This window comes from Streptomyces sp. SID12501, assembly GCF_010550245.1.
Lineage (GTDB): Bacteria > Actinomycetota > Actinomycetes > Streptomycetales > Streptomycetaceae > Streptomyces.
In genome coordinates this window covers 54,602-73,420 of record NZ_JAAGLU010000023.1, presented here as the reverse complement: position 1 = coordinate 73,420, position 18,819 = coordinate 54,602, and the positions used below count along the sequence as shown (strand labels likewise).

Here is an 18,819-nt window from a genome sequence, read left to right as displayed (position 1 = left end):
CGAGGGGAACAGGTGCCGGAATCAGCTCCTGGTCCACTGCTGGTTGCTGCTTGCGTTGCAGTACCAGACATCGACGGACGTGCCGTTGCCGGTGCCCGCTCCGGCCGCGTCCAGGCAGAGTGCCGGGTTCGCGACGCTGGTCACGGAGAGGTCCGCGTTCACGTTCCACTGCTGTGCCGTCGCGCCGGTGCAGTCGGAGATGACCACGGGATCTCCCGCCGTGACTCCGGTGCCTCCCACCGTCATGCACTTGTTGCCGTAGACGGTGAGCTGCTTGTCCGCGTTCCAGTTCCAGGTCTGGTTGCCGCCGGCGTTGCAGTCCCAGAGGTCGAGCTGGGTGCCGTTGGTCGTGCTGAAGCCGGGCACGTCCACACAGCGGGTGGAGCCGACTCCGCGCAGGACCTCGCCGGGAGGCGCGGGCGGCAGGTCGTTGACGGGCGGGGTCTTGCCGAAGCCGTAGCCCCAGCGCAGCAGCGCGACTCCGGTGGCGCTGTTGTCCACCAGGTTGCCGTTGGCGTCCAGCGACTCGATCGAGTAGGCGTCACCGAACCTCAGCCCCGGCCAGTACACCAGGCCCATCCCCTTGCTGCGGGCGGTGTTGGCCACGGCCGCGAGGTACGAGGTGTAGATGTTGCCGTTCCACGCGCCGTAGTTCAGACCGATGGTCATCGGGGAGCCGGCCTCGTCGATGACGGTCCGGCCGGCGTACTTGCCGATCCGGGCTTCGAGGTCGGCGGTCCACTCCGACTGCTTGGTGTAGCTGTTCCAGAACCCGTAGAAGTGCAGCGACAGCAGCGTTCCCCGCAGCGCGGGTGCCGCGCCGACACCGGTGACGTTGTCGTTGTAGCCGGTGCCGCTGATCACGACACGGCCGCGCGGGACGTCCTTGTGCTGGGCCAGCCAGCCGCTGGTGACGGACACCCACTGGTCCAGGGTGTAGCCGTGCGGCTCGTTCATGGGCTCGAAGTAGACCCGCGGGTTGTGCTTGTACTCCCGCACCACCGTGTTCCACATCTTTTTCCAGGCGGCCGTGTCGTCGACCAGGCCGTCCTTGCTGGAGTCGGCCTCCCAGTAGCTGACGATGACCTTGTCGCCGTAGGCCGTGGCCGCGTCGATCGTCGCCCGGTACGACTTCCACCAGGTGGTGCCCACGCTCGACGGGTTGATCGGCAGTCGCAGGGTGTTGGCGCCCAGGTTCTTCTTGAAGCCGCGCACCATCCGATCCGTGGTGCGGTACACGGTGCGGTAGTTGTCGGTCACCTTCAGCCCGCTGGGCACCACGGCGTCGCCGGCGTAGTTGTCCCGCGGGTCTGCCCAGTTCACCCCGCGGAAGTCACTGGTACCGCCCTTCGACGAGGGCTTCGCCGACGCGTGCGAGGCGGCCGACCTCTCGGGGGCCGACTGCGCGAGGGCGGGGGCCGGGGCGGTCAGGAACATGAGTGTCGCGCCGAAGCCGGCCAACAGCACGCCGGCCAGCCTTCTCGACCTCGTCGGGGTCTTGGTCATGTCGTCTCCAGTGACGGGAATCGCGGAGGGCGGAGTGCGGGTTCGCCGCCTGAGCGAGGCAGTGATGAACCAGGGCCCGGATACAGACACTCGGACCCGTGTAAACCGGCCATGGTTACGTAACCATGGCCGGACACTTGCACGACGCCCGCACCGGTGACAAGACCCGTGACAGTTCCGAAATACGCCGGACTCTTTCACCGGCCCCGGAGCGGTTCACCGGCCGGCGGAGTCGGGGCGGCCGTTCGGCAGGTCGTCCGCGGGCAGGGCGGTGACGCGCCGATCTCGTCGTGGGCGAAAACGACGTCGGCGGTATCGCCTGTCGCCCAGGCAGTCATCGCTCCGCTGTGGACGCCCTGGTCAGCCTGACCTCGCGCATCCCGGGCCCTACGCCATGAGGCGCTTGTACCGAACCGTACGGACAAAGAAAAGGTGGAGCCACGAAATCCGTTCGATACCGGAATCACGGCGGACCCGAAGTCCTTGCAGTATTCAGAATTCCGGATCCGGAAATGTTCGCCGGAATTCCGGAGCGGAACAGTGGATTCTCTCCTGGGCTCCCTCGCAGGCTCACTCTTCGCGGTGACACCCGGACGGGACCCCGCCGGGGTCGACCCGGTCCTCGACACCACGGGACATGGCTCCCTGCCGATGACACGGGCACTCGCCGCACCTGAGGTGCGGGTCGTCACGCGAGTCCGTCCCGGCGGCTGAAGCCAGGATAAGAGCAACCTGTCAACGAGCCAAGTAATTCCCCTCAATATGCGGTGTACGCCATCCAAATGGGACGCTCCCCGGGACTCGCGTATTGAGCTGTCAACAATTTTGCTGGTAGTTCTCTGCTCCAGCACGCGCGTGTCCTGAACGGTGCCGACCGCCGAGTCGGAGCACCGTTCCCATTCTTGTCTTCAAGGAGCAGTTCGTGAGCAGAGAGAGAACACGTCAGGCGCGTAGCCGACGGACTTGGCGGGGTATTGCCGGGGTGGCCGCAGGTGTGGTCCTCGTCGGTGGCGGTTTCGCGGCGGCCAACGCCGCTCCGACGACGGGCGCCGCCAAGAAGGCCGGCGTCCACTTCCCGGTCAACAAGAAGGCGACCGGCGTCGCGGCCGTGGTCAGCGCCGCCAACACGTTCCTGAACACGCTGGACTCCGACCAGCAGGCGGCGACGGTTCTGGACTTCTCCCAGGCGAACGCGACCTCCTGGTCGAACCTGCCATGCGGCTCGTCCTGCCGACCGGGCATCCAGACCGGCTCGCTGACCGACGACCAGCTGGCCGCCCTGAAGAACGTGCTGAAGACGGCCCTCGGGACCGGCAAGGACACCGGTTACGAGCACGTCCTGCAGACCCTCCTGGCCGACGACCAGCTGGCCGCGGCGGAGAGCTCCGGCTCCGGTCCCTCCGTGCCGTCGAGCAGCACGTCGACCGACGCCTCGGCCACCGCCTCGGCGGACCCCTCCGCGTCCACCTCGGCCGACCCGTCCGCCTCCACCTCGGCGGACCCGAGCGCCACGGCCACCGACGCCCCGACGGGCACCCCGCCGTCCGGTGCTCCCGGCGGCGGCGCCGGCGGCGGGTACGGCAGCGGCATCTACTTCCTGGCGTTCCTGGGCACCCCCTCGGCGGACGGCACCTGGCAGCTGCACTTCGGCGGCCACCACCTCGCCGTGAACATCACCTACAAGAACGGCAGGGTGTCCGGCGCCAGCCCGTTCTTCACCGGTGTCGAGCCCACCAGCTGGACCGCGGACGACGGCACCACGTACGAGCCGCTGGCGAACTTCCGCGACGGCCTGCTCAAGCTGACCAGCAGCCTCAGCACGGAGCAGCTGGCCAAGGCCAAGCTGTCCGAGTCGTTCAGCGACGTGCTGCTCGGCCCGGGCGAGGACGGCCAGTTCCCGGAGACCAAGGAGGGCATCAAGGCCAGCTCCCTGTCGCCGAAGCAGAAGAAGCTGGTCCTGGAGGCGATCCACCCCTGGATAGCCGACGTGGACAACGCCACCGCCGCACAGCTCACGAAGACGTACGCGCGTGAGCTCGACCAGACCTTCGTCTCCTACTCCGGCGGCACCGGTCTGGACACCCAGGGCGACTACGTCCGCATCGACGGCCCCAGCGTGTGGATCGAGTTCGTCTGCCAGAACGGCTTCGTCTTCCAGGACAAGGTCCACTACCACACCGTGTACCGGGACCACACCCGCGACTACGGAAGCGAGTTCTCCTTCTCATGACCCGACCGCGAAACTGGCTGACCACAGCACTGCGTCTGGTGGCCGGGATCGCGATCGTGGTACCGGCGGCGCTCCTCACCGGGGCGTCGCCGGCCGCCGCGCATCCGATGCCGCACTCGGTGGTGGAGCTCGACGTGCACCAGACCTCGGTGAACGCCCGCCTGGAACTGCCTACCGACGACTTCTCCCGGGCCAGCGGGATCGATCTGAGCAAGGCCACGAAGACCACACTGACCCAGCAGGCCAAGGCCGTCCGGACCTACCTCGCCGAGCACATCCACCCGGTCACCGCCCAGGGCGGAGCCTGGCAGGTCAGTATCGGCAGCCTGAGTCTCAGCAGCACCGAGCAGACCTCCACCGGCCCCTACCGCGAGCTGGTCGCCGAGGCCGTGCTCACCCCGCCGGCCGGCACCGACGTACGCCGTTTCACCTTCGGCTACGACGTCATCGTTCACCAAGTCGTCACACACACCGTCCTGGTGACGGTTCGTCAGGACTGGGCCGCCGGGCAGGTCGACGGCGAGGGCACCACCCAGGTCGGCACCATCCGGACCGAGACGCGGACCATGACCGTCCCTGCCCTGAAGGTCGACCTCGGCGAAGGCAGCGCCTGGCGCGGTTTCGTCGCCATGGTGAAGCTGGGCGGCGACCACATCCTCACCGGCACCGACCACCTGCTGTTCCTGCTGATCCTGCTCCTGCCCGCGCCGCTCGTGGCCACCGGGCGACGCTGGAACGGCCTGGTCGGCGGCCGGACCGCGCTCGGCCGGATCGGCCGCATCACGCTCGCCTTCACCGCCGGGCACTCCGTCGCGCTGGCCGCCACCGCGCTCGGCCGTCTGGACATCCCCGGCTGGCCGGTCGAGGCGTTCATCGCCGCGAGCATCCTCGTCGGCGCGATCCACGCCGTCCGCCCCCTCTTCCCGGGCAAGGAGGCGCTTGTCGCCGGGGTCTTCGGGCTCGGCCACGGCATGGCGTTCTCCTTCGTCCTGGCCGAGATGCACCTGTCCACCGGGCAGCTCGTGACCAGCCTCCTCGGCTTCAACCTCGGCATCGAGCTGGTCCAGCTCCTGCTGGTCTGCCTCGCCCTGCCCTCACTGCTGGTCCTCGCCCGCCTGCGCGTCCAGCCCGCGCTGCGGGTGACCGGCGCCCTGCTCACCGGCACGGCGGCCCTGGGCTGGCTGGCCGACCGCCTCGGCCTGCCCAACCCCGTCGCCCGGACGGCGGACGGCGCCGGATCCCACACCACGCTGGTGCTGACCGCCCTCACGGTGACCGCACTCACCGCCACCGCCTGGACACTGGCCACCCGCCACCGCAACCGCCCCGAACCGCCCGAATCCCCCGCAGCGACAACGCGCGAACCGCACGACCGGGACCGGTCGGCGGCCACCGCCGACGCGGCGGCGCCGTAGAGCCGTAATCCTCCGCAGTTCAGCGCCACCCTCGAAACGGGCGTCCCGCCGGTCCCCTGATCGGTTCGCCGTCAGGGGACTACGTCGCGAAGGTCCGCCGTCGTGCCCGGGCCTCGGACAGTTCCGCGGCGGCCCGGCGTGCACTCGCGGCGAGGTGGGGTGAGCCCCAGGCGCGCGCGGTGCGTTCGGCCAGGGCGTAGTTCTCGGCCGCGGCCCGGTCCTCGCCCAGGAGGCGGTACAGGTCGGCGAGGGCATGGGCGAGAGGACGGGTCGCGTAGGCCGCGCCGGCCGCACCCGCGAGCTGTTCCCGGATGGTCAGCAGGTGCTCGGTCAGTGCGGACGCCGTGTCGCGGTCGTCGTGGAGGACGGCGAGCTCGGAGCGGTAGTCGAGTTCCACCCCGTAGAGGTGGTCGGCCACGGGCCGCGCGGGAAAGTTCACGGCGAGCGCCTCGTCGAGCCTGCCGAGGCGGGCCAGTACGAGAGCCAGCGCCACTCCGACGGGGGCGCCGACGGACTCGTACACGGCGCGCATCACCGGCTCGATCTCGGCCGTACGGCCCTGGGCGAGCCGGATGGTGGTCAGTCCCAGCGTGCGCAGACCCTTCGCGTGGTGCGCCCCGACGCGTCGCAGCAGCTCGTCGGCCTCGGCGTACCGGTCCTCCGCCTCCTGGAAGCGGCCCCTGACGCCCGCCAGCATGGCCAGGCTCGCGGCGTTGGCGCCCTGCGCCCACAGCATCCGGTAGCGGCGCGCGAGGGTCAGTCCTTCCGCGGTGTGCCGGCGCACCTCGGCCGGGTCGTTGCGGGTGGCGGCGGTCATGGCGTCGAAATGCCGGCACACCCAGCCGTAGGCCGGGAGGTCGTGCTCGCGGGCGAGCTCCCGGAGTTCGGTGACCAGCGGGGTGCGTGCCCCGGCCTGCACCTCGTGCGGGAGCAGCTTGGCGGACGTCATCAACGCGGCGGCCAGCAGGCGCGGTTCACCGTTCGCGCGGGCGAGCCTCAGCTGAGTGCGCGCCGCGTCCAGAGCTCGTGGCGCGTCCTCGGCCGCCACCGTGTCGACGAGGGCCTGCAGCACACCGGTACGGGTGCGGTCGTCCAGGTCCGGATCGCACGCCAGCTCCTCGAGCCGGGCCGGCACGGCGGGGTCGTGGGCGCCGCCCAGCCTGCTGTGCCAGGGGGAGGGCTCGATCCAGGCGCCGTAGACCGCGGCGACCAGGTCGCGCCGGCCGGCCCGCTCGGCCAGTTCGACCGCGTGCTGCCGGGTGCGCCGGGCCGCGTCCGTGGAACCGGCCCGGACCTGCGCGCCGAGCAGCCGCACCGACAGGCCGACCGTGTGCTCGGGCTGTGCGTCGAGATCGCCCGCGGCGGTGGTGTGTACGTCGATCGCCTGCTGGATCAGCTCTACGGCGACGTCGTGGGCGTAGCGCCGCTCGGCCGACTCGGCCGCCCGCAGCGCGTAGTCGACGGCCAGGGGCGCGTTCGCGACGCTGCCCGAGCGGGCGAAGTGGTGGGCGAGCGCGGCGAGGTCGTCCGGGTGGTGCCGGCGCAGGACCTGGGCGATGCGGGAGTGCAGACTGGAACGCCGTACGCCGGACAGGTCGGTGTACACGGTGTCGCGGACCAGCGCGTGGACGAACCGGACGCGACCGGATCCCGGCTCGGTCAGCAGATCCGCGGCCAGAGCAGCGTCGAGCCCGTCCAGCACCTCGTCCTCGCCCACGTCGGCCGCCTCGACGAGGAGGGCCACGTCGGCCTCCAGGCCCATGACGGCCGCGAGTCGTACGGCGGACCGGGCCCCGGCGGGCAGCAGGGCCAGGCGCCGGCGCAGGACGTCGCGTACGCCCTGCGGGACTTCGGAGATCGCGACCAGCGCGCCCTCGCTGGCCAGCAGACGTGCGCTCTCCAGTACGTAGAACGGATTGCCGCCGGTACGTTCGGCGAGTGCCGTCACCATCGCCACGTCCACGGGTTCACCGCAGACGGCGTCGACCACGGTGGCGACGTCACGCGGCGACAGGCCACGGAGCGCGATCCGGTGCGGGGCGCCGGGGGCGAGGTTGGCGAGGGTCTTCACCAGGTTCTCCCCCACCTCGGCGGGGCGGTAGCTGGCGACGATGAGCAGGGGTACGCCGCTGATCGAGGCCGCCGACTCGAGCAGGGCGAGCGTCTCGCTGTCGGCGCGGTGCAGATCCTCCAGGACGACGGCGAGCGGCGACTCGGTGGCCGCGGCCCGCAGCCACGCCTCGAACGCGCGATGCATCCGAAAGCGTCCCGCGGTCGCCTCGTCTCGGGTCGTGGCGGCCGTGTTCTCCGGCTCGCGCAGCAGCACCGCCAGCTCCTCGGTCCGTGCGGGAGCCACGTCCCGGGCGAGCGCGCCGAGCGCCTCCACCCATGCCCAGGCGGGCGGCGCACCCTCGTACTCCGGGCAGCGCCCGATCACCACGTTCCAGCGGTCGGACCGCAGACGGCCGCCGAGCCGGTCGAGGAGCGCGGACTTTCCGGCACCGGCCTCGCCGGTGACCAGCACCACGCCGCCCCCGTGCCGGGCGGCCCGCGCGGCGGTGTCCACGGCGCGCAGTTCACCGCTCCTGCCGACGAACAGGTCGCGCCGCCCGCCCCGCGGCGGTTCGACGACGACGGGCCTCGGCTCCGGTACGGACACGCGCAGCACGTCGAGTCGCCGGGCGAGCACGGCGCGCTCCAGCTCCGCCAGTGCGGGGCCGGGATCGCAGCCGAGTTCGTCGCGCAGGACCCCCGCGGCACGGCGCAGCGAGGAGAGGGCGTCGGCCTGCCGGCCACAGGCCCAGTGGGCGAGGGCGAGCAGACGCCATCCCTCCTCCCGCAACGGGCTTTCCCTTACGAGGGCTTCGGCCGCCGGCGCCGCCTCGGCCACGTGTCCGGTGCGAAGATCGGACGCTATGGCGAGTTCACGGGCCTCGGCACGCAGCTCGGTCAGCCGGGCCACCTCCGACGCCGCCCACGCCTCGTCCGCGTGTTCCGCGAAGGCCGGCCCCTGCCACCATCCGAGCGCGTCGGCGAGCAGCGCACGGGCCTCCTCGGCCGACGCCCGCCGGGCCCGGCTCACCCAGGACTCGAAACGCCAGGCGTCCACCGCGTTCTCGGGCAGCCGCAGGGCGTAGCCGGGAGGAGCGGTGACCAGGACGGTCGCCGGGGTGCGCGGAGGCCGCCCCGGTTCGAGCGACCGGCGCAGGTTCGAGACATAGGTGTGCAGGGACACCGTGGCCTTCGCCGGCGGTACCCCACGCCACAGCCCGTCCGTCATTCGGTCGACCGGCACGACGCTGCCGCGGGCCGCTGTCAACAGCGCCAGGACGGCTCGCTGCCGCGGAGGGCCCAGTTCGGCCGGCTTCCCCCCGACGTCGGCGCCCAGCGAACCAAGGACTCGAATACGCAGCACGCCGCGGGAATCTACCCGAACCATCGGTGCGGTCTGTCAACAGACGATAAACGCGGTGTCCATCGGCCTGCCGAGCCCGGCCCGGCCGGTACGCGCGCCGCCCCCTGAACACCGGGTGCGCCACCGCACACAGACTGCCGACGTCGCCCTGCCCACTCCCGCGCACCCGCCGTGCCGGTACTCGACCGGCCGCGCTGCGGATGGTCTGCCGAGCGTCACGCGCCGTGGGTGAAGGGTGCTTGCCACAGCCCGACGATCGCGTCGATCAGTCCGGTGGCCGTGTCGTGCCAGGTGGGCCGGTAGGTGCGGGAGTGGTCGGCGAGAGCGCGTTCCCGCTCCACGCACATCTGCACGATCAGGTGGCGTGCCATGACGGCGCGTTCGAAGTGCACTCCGACGGGCAGGCCGGGCGTGCACTGGTTCAACCCCTCCAGCAGCCGTCTCACCGACGGGGAGACGGCGAGGGACTCCTCGATCATGATCGCGTGAAGGGCCGGGTCGGCCATGACCTGGGCGGTGAAGCGGGCGTACCAGGTGGGGCTGCCCAGGGCCTCCAGGTGGTCGGTGACCGGGCGGACCATGCAGCCCACCCAGTCCCGCAGGCCGGCGGACTCGTCGAGGTCGGCCATCATGCCCTCGCGAAGCCGCTCCATGTGCTCGGTGTGTTTGCGGACGATCGCCCGGACCACATCGGTCTTGGTGCCGAAGTGGTAGCTGACCGCGGCGTTGTTGCCCTGCCCGGCGGCCTCGCTGATCTGCCGGTTGGCGACCGCGTGCACCCCGCGTTCGGCGAACAGCCGCTCCGCCGCGATCAGAAGGGACTGCTGCGTCGCGACGGACCGCTCGTCCTGTCTCGCCCTGCCTGCCATGATCACCACCACATCGGGACGTCGCGCAGCCCTGCGGCGGCCGGTCCCGCGATCCGCCGCAGGTCCTCGGCCGAAGTGGCGAGGTCGAACGAGGAAAGCCTACGCACGGGTGGAGCGAGGGCCGCCCGCGCCTCCGCGCGAGCGAGGGAGTGCCTCGGTCGTGAGACCCCGTCGTCGGCCCCGTCCCTGCTGGACGGCGCTGTACGCCACTGGAAACCGTCGTTGCGACTTCCCCACACGCTCAGCCACCTCCGCTTGCTCAGGTATCTGCCCCTCGGTAGAGTAAATCATCCCATTGATTTAAATCATCGGGTTTACTCGTTGCTCGCACACGGAGCGCGCCCCCTCGCACGTTCCGGGACAAGGGAAATGACCATGCCGCAGAACATCGCAGTCGTCATCGGCGTGGGCGGAATGGGCCAGGCCATCGCCCGTCACATCGGCTCCGGCACCCACCTGGTCCTCGCGGACTTCAACCAGGAGACCCTGGACGCGGTGGCCAAGAGCCTGCGCGACGAGGGCTACGAGGTGACGTCCGCCGTGGTCGACGTGTCCTCGGCCGAGTCGGTGGCCGCACTCGCCGCGCAGGCCGCCGCAATCGGGGAGGTCCGCTCCGTGGTGCACACGGCCGGACTGTCCCCCGTACAGGCCCCCGTGCCCGCCGTCCTCGCGGTCGACCTGCTCGGTGTCGCCCTGGTGCTCGACGAGTTCGGCAAGGTCGTCGCTCCCGGCGGAGCCGGGGTGGTCATCGCGAGCATGGCCGCCTACCACCACCCGGCCATCGCCGCCGAGGACGCCCTGCTCCTGGCCACCACCCCGTCCGACGAACTGCTGTCCCTGCCGATCCTCGACCCCACCAGGTTCGCCAACTCCTCCCACGCCTACGGATACGCCAAGCAGGCCAACCTGCTGCGCATCCAGGCCGCCAGCAACAGCTGGGGAGAGCGGGGCGCCAGGATCAACGCGATCAGCCCCGGCGTCATCGCCACCCCCATGGGCCAGGCCGAGCTGAACGGACAGCACGCCGCCGTCATGAACGCCATGATCGACGCCTCCAACGCCAAGCGGGTCGGCACGCCCGCCGACATCGCCGCGGCCACCGCCTTCCTCCTCGGCCCCGCCGCCGGCTTCATCTCCGGAACCGACCTCCTCGTCGACGGCGGAGTCGTCGCCGCCGTCCGCACCGGACGCCTCGGCTGAGAGACCGTACGGACAGCCGCGAGCGGAGGAGACCCACCGTGCCGAATCCGTGGGGACGGGGTACGGCGCACATCCCGGGCCGCCGGGTCGCGGACACATGCCGTGCCGTACCGCGGAGAACACCGCCGCACCACGCACCTCACCTCACACCACGCCGCACCTCGCGTCCCCACCCGCAACCGACTGAACGGGAGCTCAAATGTCCATCCTGGCCCGACCCTCGGTGGCCTCCCCGGCCGCCAGGGCGATGCAACTCTTCGGCGTCACGGCAGTCCGACTGGCCAACACGCGAGGCGGTGAGGCCTCACTGCTCCACCGTTTCCCGGAGTTCCCGCGCACCACGCGCGAGTTGACGATCCCGACCTCGATCGCCCCGGCCAAGGCCGTGGTGTACCTGCCCGACACCGTTGCGGGCACCCCTGTCCCGGTCCACGTCAACTTCCACGCCGGCGGCTACGTCATGCCGATGACGGATATCGACGACTCGCTGTGCCGGTTCCTCGCCGCCGAAGCGGGGGTGGCCGTGATCAACGTGGACTACGTCGTCGCCCCGCAGTACCGCTTCCCCTCCTCTTCGCACCAGGCGTTCGACGTCGTCCGGTGGGTCGCCGAGCACGGCTCCGAACACGGCTGGGACGGCAGCCGGCTCACCGTGGGCGGCCAGAGCGCCGGGGGCGGACTGGCCGCGGCGGTGGCACGTCAGGCCCTCGAGAAGGGCGGACCGGAGATCGCCCTCCAGGTCCTTCACTATGCTCCCCTCGACCTCGCGACCGACATCAGGGACAAGAGTTCCGTCATCGCCAAGCCGATGCTGCGTCCGTGGATGGGAGACATGTTCAACAGCGCCTTCGTCCCGGACCCGCACAGACGCACCGACCCCTTGATCTCGCCCGCCCATCCGTCGGACACCGCCGACCTCACGGGCATCGCCCCGGCCTACGTCATCACAGCGGAGCACGACATCCTCCGGGCGGAAGGAGCACGCTACGCCGAGCGGCTCGGCAAGGCAGGGGCCCTGGTGGAGCACTACGACGTACCCGAGGCCGATCACGCCTACGACATGAAGGATGCCGCGAAGGCCCGGGAGGTCTACACCCGGATCGCCCAGCACGTACGGCAGGCCGCCCACCCCTCGGCAGCCGCAACCGACTGACCCGGGCGGCCGGTGACATCAGCGCCGAGATCCTCCCCCTGTACGGCGGCCGGGCCGCCGTACGACGCACGGCACCACACGGTCCGGCCGCAGCGACCGGAACCAGGCCGTAGACCAACCGGTCGTCCTCCCCGAGACCGGCGGGGGGGGCTCTCCCCGCGCCGTGACGGACGTAGGAGCAGCGACCGCACGATCATCCGGCTGGTGTGGCGCAAACAGCAGCCCGCCCTGGTCCTCGCCGCCACCAGTGCCGCCTCCATGGCGGTTCCGCCGCCGGGAAACCTGACGGGCGCCATGACGCAGTCGTTCGCGGCGGTCGTCGTCCACACGGCCGACGGGCAGATCCGCAACTTCACCCGGGCGCCGACGTTCCTGAGCGGGGTCCCCGTCCGGCCGGACGGGGACCCCGCTCAGGAACGTCGGCGCCCGGTCCGCCCGCTGCCCGAAGCGCGAGGACTCGGTGTTACGCCGGTTTCAGGCGACGCCGGTGTGGTCGAGCCGGTCGGGGGCGGGCCGCCCGGATTCCTGGCCGTCCGTGGGAGTGCCGGGGCCGTCGTCGGTTCCGTCCGTGCCGTGCTCGCGGTCGCGGCGGGCGAGCCATGCGTCGATGCCGACGTTGGCCAGCAGGCATACGGCGCCCCAGCCGACGATGGTCCCCAGGTGTCCGGCGATGCCGGTGCCGTCGAAGTAGAGGGTGGCGCGGACGATGTCGACCGCGGCGGGCAGGGGCAGGATGTCGTTGAGGTCGCGGAAGATGTCGGGGACCATGTAGAGCGAGATGCCTCCGCCGGAAGCGGGGACTCCGGCCATCAGGGCGATCACCAGTACGGGGATGACGCCGGCGATGCCCAGCGTGCGGGTGAAGATTCCGGTGAACATCGAGATGCTGAAGATCGTCAGCGCGCCGAAGCCGATCATCTCCCAGGCGTGGCCGTTGATCGCGCCGATCAGCACGTCGAACAGGAACCACAGCCACAGGGACATGCCGACGGCCCAGCCGCCCAGCATCGGCAGGAGCTGTCGCAGCCGCCTGATCTCCGGCAGGCCGCCGCGCATCACCGCCATGATCAGGAAGCCGGCCATGATCCAGGACATGGCCGCGTACATGCTGTTGCTGCCGTTGGAGTCGGAGGTACTCAGCGGCTGGATGTCGGTCAGCTCCAGCGGGGTCTTCTGACTCGCCGCGAGCTGCTGGAAGATCGTCTGCAGCGCGGAGTGCTGGCTGGCACCCGCGGCCGAGGACGTGTACAGCGTCGCGGTGCCGCCCTTGGTGGCGGGCAGGACGTACACGCCGACGGTCTCGCGCTCGCGGATCTGCTCGGTGGCCTTGTCGAGGGAGGTGCTGGTCGTCAGCGCGAGCAGGTCGCCCAAGCCTTCCTTGAGGCCGTCGGCCGCCTGCGTGGCCTGTTCCTGCGAGGCACCGACGACCACGACGGGCATCTCACGGATCTCCGGCTGGTGCAGGGAGGCGCCCATCAGGCCGATGACGACGGTCAGGATGGTCATCGGGAAGGCGGCGACGGCCGCGTACCGGAAGCGCTTGGAGCGCGGGGGGCCACCTGCCAGCGCGGGCAGGGGGATGTCGGGGTCGTCGGCCGAGGGGGCGCTGGGGATGGCGAGCCCCTTGCGTCGCTCCACCAGGAGGGCGAGCGCGAGGGCGGCGACGATCCAGAGGGCGAGTGTCAGCAGGTGGGTGCCGGCGCCGCGGCCGTCGAAGTAGAGGACCGAGCGCAGTGCCTCACCTGCGGCCGGCAGTGGCAGCACACCGTGCAGGAAGCCGAAGAAACCGGGCATCGTGTGGATCGACGAGGCGAGGTTGGACGAGGGCACCCCGAAGACGACCCACAGCAGCATGCCGGGCAGTACCGCCAGCCCGCCCATGAGCTTCACGAGCAGCAGCTGCCCGAGCGCCACGGCGCCTGTCGCGAGCACGCCGATCCCGACGAACTCCAGGTAGTGGCCGTCGACGGCGCCCACGATCGGCCCCAGGATCAGCCAGATCAGCGTACTGCTCGCCACCGCCCAGCCAGCCAGCAACGGTACGAACCTGCGCAGCGAGAGCAGATGCGGCAGCGCGCCCGCCATCGCGCTCAGCGGGACGTATCCGATGAGCATCATGCCGATCGCGGCGAGCAGTACGGCGATACCCGCGCTGTCGCCGGAGGGCAGTGGCGCGACGTCCTCGACCTCGGTCGTCCAGCCGTGGGCCGCCGCCACCGGGGCGAGGAACTGCTTCACCGCTCCCGCCTGCGCGGAGCCGGCCCCCTGGGCGGTGTAGACGGTCGCCCCGGCGGTACCGGCCGCGGGCAGCTCCAGTACGCCGGCGACGTCACGGTCCTTGAGCAGCCCGACCGCCTTCGCCCGGTCGGCGACCAGCCGGGCGTCGAGGGCGCCGTCCTGGGTGGAGTCCAGCTCGTCGACGACGGACTCGGCCACGGCCCCGGAACCGACGACGGCGACCGGCATGTCGCGGGTCTGCGGCGAGTGCATCGTGCCCATGTAGGTCGCGTACATCATCGTGACCATGAGGAAGGGGATGAGGAAGACGAAGACGTACTTGGCGATCTTCATCTTCTTCGCCGCCTCGGGCGAAACCGGCTCGCGCCCGCTCGCCTCGGGGGTGGGGGACTCCATGCTGTGCTCCTGATCGGTGTGCTCGGGCGCATGCGGGCCGGAGATCAATTAAACCGCTCGCTTGATTATTTTAAACCGTACACTTTACTTCCAGGCATCGCAGGACGGCCCGCCGTGAAATCTTGCCAAAAAAGAAACCTTGCCAAAAAGGCAAAAATCTTGGATGGTTGCCGGCATGACGCTCGAGATGGGCCTGCGGGAACGCAAGAAGCTGGCGACGCGCGCGGCCCTGAGCCATGCGGCGTGGTCCTTGATGATCGAGCGAGGTCTGGAAGCGGCGACTCCGGAGGCGATCGCCGAGGCGGCGGATGTCTCGCCGCGGACGTTCCGCAACTACTTCGCCGGCCGTGAAGAGGCGATCCTCGACGGACTGGTGTCACGTGCCGCTTCCGTCACAGACGCGCTGCGGGCCCGGCCTGTGGGAGAGCCTCTGTGGGATTCCCTGGCGCAGGCGCTCCCGTCCTTCGTCACGGCGTTCATCGGTCGACGCGACGACATCGTGGTACTGATGCGCGCGGTCGAGGACGACCCGGCGATGCGCGCTCAGCACCTCGTCACGTTCGAGCACGTCCACCAGCAGCTCACGGAGCTCGTCGCCGAGCGCACCGGCACCGACGCCGAACACGACATGGCTCCACGCCTGATGGCAGCGGTGGCATCCGCCGCGCTGCGGACGTCCGTCGAGATGTGGGCAACGGGTGACGATGACGTCTCGCTGCCCGATCTGATCCGCGAGAGCCTCACGCAGTTGCGCGCCGGCCTTCCCATCGGCGCCGTCGCACCGGCCTTATAGCCGCCTCCGCCCTCGCACCGGCTTCGAAGCCTCCCCATCTCCACGCCGACCGCCTGCCGGGGGGGGCCGGCCGATCCCGTACATCCGCGAATCACCCTCGGCCACTCTCGCCGAGGGGAAAGCACGAGGACCCGATGAGTGCCTTCCACCCCGATCTCGCACGAGGTCGCTTCATCCCCAACGTGTCCTACGGGCGTCTGTCGTCGCGCATCCTGCGGAGCGTGAGGATGCGCTCGGCCGATCCGGGGACGGACGTCACGGTTCAGGAGGTGACCGTGCCCGGGCCGAAGGACGCACCGCCCGTCTCGCTTCGCGTCTTCCAGCCGACCGGCTTGAAGGCGGCGGCTCCGGCGCTGCTCTGGGTACACGGAGGCGGGCTGATCTTCGGAGCGCCCGAGCAGGACGACAGTACGAACATCGCCTTCGCCCGCGAGCTCGGCATCACCGTCGCCGCGGTTCGCTATCGACTGGGTCCTGACCATCCCGCGCCCGCCGCGGTCGAGGACGCCTACGCCGCGCTGCGTGGCCTGGTCGAGCGTGCAGGTGACCTGCGCATCGACGTCGACCGCATCGCGATCGGCGGTGCCAGCGCGGGCGGCGGAATCGCCGCGGCCCTCGCGCTGCTCGCCCATGACCGGGCCGAGATCCGCCCGGTGTTCCAACTGCTCCTCTACCCCATGCTGGACGACCGTACGACGACGAGAACCGACCTGGACAATCTCGACGTGCGGCTCTGGACGCCCAAGAGCAACCGGTACGGCTGGTCGTCCTACCTCGGCGACGCCGTCGCGGGCCCGGACGTCTCCCCGTACGCCGCCGCAGCCCGCCGCGAGGACCTCACCGGTCTTCCTCCGGCCTGGATCGGTGTCGGCACCCTCGATCTCTTCCACGACGAGGATGTCGAATACGCGCGCCGGCTGAGCGACAGCGACGTCCCGTGCGACCTCCACATCGTCCCCGGCGCTTTCCACGGCTTCGACACGGCGTTCGCCAAAGCCGAGGTCTCGCGGGAGTTCTGGCGTCGGCAGGCACGGGCGCTGGAGGGCGCGCTGGGAGACCGACCCACATCCGAGACCGAGACCGGGACCGACCCACGTCCATGACCGAAAGTGAAGGCGGATCGACATGCAGCTCGCGGAGAAGGTTTTCGTCGTCACCGGTGGCGGCAATGGGATCGGGCGGGAAGTGGTGCTCGGGCTCATGGCCCGCGGTGCGCGCGTAGCCGCCGTCGACCTCAGTGAGAGCGGGCTGGCCGAGACGGCCCGGCTCGCGGCCGCGGCGGAGGGCCGGCTCACCACCCACGTGCTGAACGTCACCGACCGTACGGCGGTCGAGAAGCTGCCCGGCGAGGTCGCCGCAGCGCACGGGCAGGTCGACGGCGTGCTCAACGTCGCAGGCATCGTGCAACGCTTCGCACATGTACAGGACCTGAGCCTGGACGAGATCGAGCGGGTGATGGCGGTCAACTTCTGGGGCGTCGTCAACCTGACCAAGGCGTTCCTGCCCGTGCTCCTCGAACGCCCCAGGGCCAGCCTGGTGAACGTCGCCAGCATGGGAGCGCTAGTACCCATACCGGGGCAGAGCCTGTACGGCGCGAGCAAGGCCGCGATCAAACTGCTGACCGAGGGGCTGTACGCGGAGCTGCGCGGTACCCCGGTCGCCGTGACCGTGGTGTTCCCCGGCGGCATCGCCACCGACATCCTCGGCAACTCGGGGGTCAGCATGCCCGGTGCCGCCGGGAAGATGAAGGGGAAGCAGACCAGCGCCGCGTCCGCCGGCAAGCAGATCGTCGAAGCGGTCGAGAAGGGCAGCTACCGGGTCCGCATCGGCCGGGACGCCCTGCTGCTCGACCGGCTCTCACGGCTGATGCCACAGCGGACCACCGTACTGATCGCCAACAAGATGAGGCCGCTGCTCTCCTCCTGACCGGCGACGCGAGCACCACACCACCCTCCCCCGGTCCCGAGCGGGCCATCGACGTGGCCCGGGTGCTCTTGTCGGCGTACAAGTTCATCCACAAGGCGAGGACGGGTCGCGTACACGACATGGTGGATGGCGACGTCGGCCGCCTGGAGGGGAGTTGCAGGTCCGGCCGTCTCAGGCCGCGGCCTTCGGGTTCGCTGACTCGACTGTGCTGGGGCGGTGTTCGGTGTTGATGCGTTGGGCTTCTTGGAGCTGGTCTTCGAGGATGATGATGCGGCAGGCGGCTTCGATGGGGGTCCCGTGGTCGACGAGTTCCCGGGCTCGGGCGGCGATGCGCAGTTGGTAGCGGGAGTAGCGGCGGTGTCCGCCGGTGGAGCGCAGTGGGGTGATGAGTCGGGCTTCGCCGATGGCGCGCAGGAAGCTCTGGGTGGTGCCGAGCAGTTCGGCGGCCCGGCCCGTGGTGTAGGCGGGGTAGTCGTCGTCGTCGAGTCGGTTGTAGGTGTCGTCCGTTGTCATCTCACCTCTCTGTGGAGTACGTGGAGGGGCCCTGGTGCCATTGGCACCAGGGCCCCGAAGGAACTGCTACACCATCTGCCGGCCCTGGTACTGCGCCGGCCCTCTGTTTCCGCACACCCGACCGGAATGCTGTCGGGGCTGCTGGGATCGCGGTTGCTCGACCGGAGACCACCTCACTGTCGATGTCCTGCGGTACCCGGGTTCAAGACGTCCGCCCGGGCGATCCTGATGGCGCTCGGCCCCTCCGTTCTTCCCTCTGGGATCAGTCACTTACGACCTGTTGAGCGGGTACTGCGTACTGCTGGTGATACGAACCGCTGATGATGCGAACTGCTGATACCGCGTACTGCTTTCGGCAGCCAGCCCCGTCGCCCGTCCTGCATCTGCTCCGGCTTGGAACCCCACTGCCGAACCTCCCGGTGCGCGCGCCCGCAGCCGACGCCTTCACCGAGGTACCACTCACCGACCTCACTGCTGCATGTTGTGAACCGCACCTACGGGTACTTCTCCTGCGGTACTGCTCACGGCGGCCCCTGATCACTGCGGGCCACCCGGTCCGACGGTCAGTCCCGTCGCCGTCCTGCAACAACCCTGGCTTCGAAACTCCACCACCGCACCGCCCTGCGCACTGCAACTACGGGTACTGCCGCCCGGCAGTTCGTGTCTGCCAGGCCCTGCTGTCTCTCTGGGCTACGAGAGAAACCATAACCAGGCCAACCACCGAATGTCTACTCCGGTCGACATAGATTTTCGCGCATGCCGACGTCGGAGGTGCTCTGCTGAACGATGTCCCCGAGGCCGCACTGACGTGGACACTCGGCGGTGTCGGCGAGCTGCTCTACAGCACCTGGTCGTGGTCCCTGCCCCAGGGGTCCGACGACCAGGGACTGGTGGAGCTGATGTTCGACAACTCCTCGCGGGCGGCCGACATCGGCTTCAACACCGTCATAGGGGTAGGGGTGTTCATGCTGGCCACCGCGGTCCCCATGGTCCGCGGGCCGGCCGCGATACAGACCCGCCTGGCCCGCACCCTGCTGACCGACCGGGCCGCGTAGCCATGGGCTGAGTCCGCCCCCGACGACTCGTCGGCACCGCGCGCGTCACCGTCGTCCAACTGCCCGGTCGGCAACGTCGGACGGCGACGACTTTCCGAATCCCGCACAGC

The 18,819-nt window shown here is 70.3% G+C and carries 13 protein-coding genes; 8 read left to right on the top strand and 5 right to left on the bottom strand.

Going from position 1 to position 18,819, the window contains the following annotated elements; all coding sequences use genetic code 11:
* Window positions 1–21 precede the first annotated feature (21 nt).
* Window positions 22–1,506, bottom strand: coding sequence for a ricin-type beta-trefoil lectin domain protein (locus G3I71_RS26630; protein ID WP_164318071.1), 1,485 nt, complete (start codon window positions 1,504–1,506; stop codon window positions 22–24).
* A gap of 982 nt (window positions 1,507–2,488) precedes the next feature.
* Between G3I71_RS26630 and G3I71_RS26625 the strand changes: the two genes are divergently transcribed.
* The gene (locus tag G3I71_RS26625) at window positions 2,489–3,736 is read left to right on the top strand and encodes a DUF3500 domain-containing protein (protein WP_343243085.1); all 1,248 of its coding nucleotides are present in this window, start codon (window positions 2,489–2,491) and stop codon (window positions 3,734–3,736) included.
* Window positions 3,733–5,151: a HupE/UreJ family protein gene (locus tag G3I71_RS26620; protein WP_164318069.1), complete on the top strand. Its 1,419-nt coding sequence runs from the start codon at window positions 3,733–3,735 to the stop codon at window positions 5,149–5,151. Before G3I71_RS26625 ends, G3I71_RS26620 begins: the two co-directional genes overlap by 4 nt.
* Before the next feature lie 79 nt (window positions 5,152–5,230).
* Here the strand turns inward: G3I71_RS26620 and G3I71_RS26615 are convergent, their stop codons facing one another.
* Together G3I71_RS26615 and G3I71_RS26610 are read right to left on the bottom strand one after the other, a co-directional pair.
* Window positions 5,231–8,566 carry a BTAD domain-containing putative transcriptional regulator gene (locus G3I71_RS26615; protein ID WP_343243084.1) on the bottom strand — a complete coding sequence of 1,112 codons (3,336 nt, stop codon included), beginning with the start codon at window positions 8,564–8,566 and terminating at the stop codon, window positions 5,231–5,233.
* Window positions 8,567–8,781: 215 nt separating this feature from the next.
* The gene (locus G3I71_RS26610; protein ID WP_164318065.1) at window positions 8,782–9,435 is read right to left on the bottom strand and encodes a TetR/AcrR family transcriptional regulator; all 654 of its coding nucleotides are present in this window, start codon (window positions 9,433–9,435) and stop codon (window positions 8,782–8,784) included.
* A 375-nt stretch (window positions 9,436–9,810) separates the two neighbouring features.
* Here G3I71_RS26610 and G3I71_RS26605 point away from each other — a divergent pair, with 375 nt between their 5' ends.
* Both G3I71_RS26605 and G3I71_RS26600 read left to right on the top strand, forming a co-directional pair.
* The gene (locus G3I71_RS26605; RefSeq protein ID WP_164318064.1) at window positions 9,811–10,635 is read left to right on the top strand and encodes an SDR family oxidoreductase; all 825 of its coding nucleotides are present in this window, start codon (window positions 9,811–9,813) and stop codon (window positions 10,633–10,635) included.
* A 199-nt stretch (window positions 10,636–10,834) separates the two neighbouring features.
* On the top strand, window positions 10,835–11,788 hold the full coding sequence (locus G3I71_RS26600; protein ID WP_164318062.1) for an alpha/beta hydrolase: 954 nt from the start codon (window positions 10,835–10,837) through the stop codon (window positions 11,786–11,788).
* Window positions 11,789–12,262: 474 nt separating this feature from the next.
* Here G3I71_RS26600 and G3I71_RS26595 read toward each other — a convergent pair whose 3' ends face one another.
* Complete coding sequence (locus tag G3I71_RS26595; protein ID WP_164318060.1) at window positions 12,263–14,422, bottom strand: ABC transporter permease; 2,160 nt, start codon at window positions 14,420–14,422, stop codon at window positions 12,263–12,265.
* A 175-nt stretch (window positions 14,423–14,597) separates the two neighbouring features.
* Here G3I71_RS26595 and G3I71_RS26590 point away from each other — a divergent pair, with 175 nt between their 5' ends.
* From G3I71_RS26590 to G3I71_RS26580, 3 genes are all read left to right on the top strand, one after another.
* The gene (locus tag G3I71_RS26590) at window positions 14,598–15,215 is read left to right on the top strand and encodes a TetR/AcrR family transcriptional regulator (protein WP_164318058.1); all 618 of its coding nucleotides are present in this window, start codon (window positions 14,598–14,600) and stop codon (window positions 15,213–15,215) included.
* A gap of 227 nt (window positions 15,216–15,442) precedes the next feature.
* Complete coding sequence (locus G3I71_RS26585; protein ID WP_239149377.1) at window positions 15,443–16,318, top strand: alpha/beta hydrolase; 876 nt, start codon at window positions 15,443–15,445, stop codon at window positions 16,316–16,318.
* 22 nt (window positions 16,319–16,340) lie between these two features.
* Window positions 16,341–17,141 (top strand): SDR family oxidoreductase, encoded by an 801-nt coding sequence (locus tag G3I71_RS26580; RefSeq protein ID WP_164318054.1) that lies wholly within the window; start codon window positions 16,341–16,343, stop codon window positions 17,139–17,141.
* Between the two features lie 171 nt (window positions 17,142–17,312).
* On the opposite strand, the gene G3I71_RS26575 is transcribed toward G3I71_RS26580, so the two are convergent.
* Window positions 17,313–17,654, bottom strand: a complete 342-nt coding sequence (locus G3I71_RS26575) for a MerR family transcriptional regulator (protein WP_164318052.1) — start codon at window positions 17,652–17,654, stop codon at window positions 17,313–17,315.
* 890 nt (window positions 17,655–18,544) lie between these two features.
* On the opposite strand from G3I71_RS26575, the gene G3I71_RS26570 reads away from it, so the two are divergent.
* Window positions 18,545–18,709, top strand: a complete 165-nt coding sequence (locus G3I71_RS26570) for a hypothetical protein (protein WP_164318050.1) — start codon at window positions 18,545–18,547, stop codon at window positions 18,707–18,709.
* Window positions 18,710–18,819 lie beyond the last annotated feature (110 nt).

Bases quoted from the DNA above. Each gene is read 5' to 3' on its own strand.
- G3I71_RS26630 (WP_164318071.1), bottom strand. From the start codon at position 1,506: ATGACCAAGACCCCGACGAGGTCGAGAAGGCTGGCCGGCGTGCTGTTG.
- G3I71_RS26620 (WP_164318069.1), top strand. From the start codon at position 3,733: ATGACCCGACCGCGAAACTGGCTGACCACAGCACTGCGTCTGGTGGCC.
- G3I71_RS26610 (WP_164318065.1), bottom strand. From the start codon at position 9,435: ATGGCAGGCAGGGCGAGACAGGACGAGCGGTCCGTCGCGACGCAGCAG.
- G3I71_RS26605 (WP_164318064.1), top strand. From the start codon at position 9,811: ATGCCGCAGAACATCGCAGTCGTCATCGGCGTGGGCGGAATGGGCCAG.
- G3I71_RS26600 (WP_164318062.1), top strand. From the start codon at position 10,835: ATGTCCATCCTGGCCCGACCCTCGGTGGCCTCCCCGGCCGCCAGGGCG.
- G3I71_RS26595 (WP_164318060.1), bottom strand. From the start codon at position 14,422: ATGGAGTCCCCCACCCCCGAGGCGAGCGGGCGCGAGCCGGTTTCGCCC.
- G3I71_RS26590 (WP_164318058.1), top strand. From the start codon at position 14,598: ATGACGCTCGAGATGGGCCTGCGGGAACGCAAGAAGCTGGCGACGCGC.
- G3I71_RS26585 (WP_239149377.1), top strand. From the start codon at position 15,443: ATGCGCTCGGCCGATCCGGGGACGGACGTCACGGTTCAGGAGGTGACC.
- G3I71_RS26580 (WP_164318054.1), top strand. From the start codon at position 16,341: ATGCAGCTCGCGGAGAAGGTTTTCGTCGTCACCGGTGGCGGCAATGGG.
- G3I71_RS26575 (WP_164318052.1), bottom strand. From the start codon at position 17,654: ATGACAACGGACGACACCTACAACCGACTCGACGACGACGACTACCCC.